A 587-nucleotide genomic window follows, 5' to 3' on the forward strand; every position below is an offset into this window, starting at 1 on the left:
CTGCCCAAGGACTGGATCAACGATGCCATCCGGCGGCAAGCCGCTCAGGTGCCCGACAGCATCGGCTTCGTCACCAAACCCGAGATCGCCGCACAGATGATCGCGCGGGCTCTTGCCGCTGGCGTGCCGTTCGACTGGGTCGCGGCCGACACGATCTATGGTGTGGGAGCCATCGAGATGCAGTTGCGCCGGGCCGGCAAGGGCTACGTGCTGGGCGCGCATGCCACTGATCAGTTCTCCTCCTGGATCGACAAGCCTGAAGTGGCCGGCACGGCCGAGCAGATCGCGCAGGCTCTGTCTCCCGAGGGCTGGACGCGCCTATCAGCCGGCGACGGCACCAAGGGAGCGCGCCTGTATGACTGGGCGTACGTCGAGTTGGCCGATCTCAGGGCGGAGGAATACAACAAAGATCTCACCGGCCTGTGGACGCGCGGCCTGCTGATCCGACGCACCATCGCTGATGAGGATCTGGCGTTCTTTTCGACCTGGTGTCCGGCCGGCACGCCGGTCGAGACCCTGGTGCGGGTCGAGGGCCAGCGCTGGGCGATTGAGGATGCGTTCGAGACAGCGAAGACGGAGTTGGGGCT

Annotated in this window: 1 protein-coding gene; it reads left to right on the plus strand. The window is 65.8% G+C overall.

Annotated features, from left to right (window positions below; translation table 11 throughout):
* Positions 1-587, plus strand: a 587-nt coding sequence (locus JKG68_RS32845; RefSeq protein ID WP_246516143.1) for an IS701 family transposase, incomplete at both ends; no start/stop codon positions are given.

This window comes from Microvirga aerilata, assembly GCF_016743775.1.
Taxonomy (GTDB): domain Bacteria; phylum Pseudomonadota; class Alphaproteobacteria; order Rhizobiales; family Beijerinckiaceae; genus Microvirga; species Microvirga aerilata.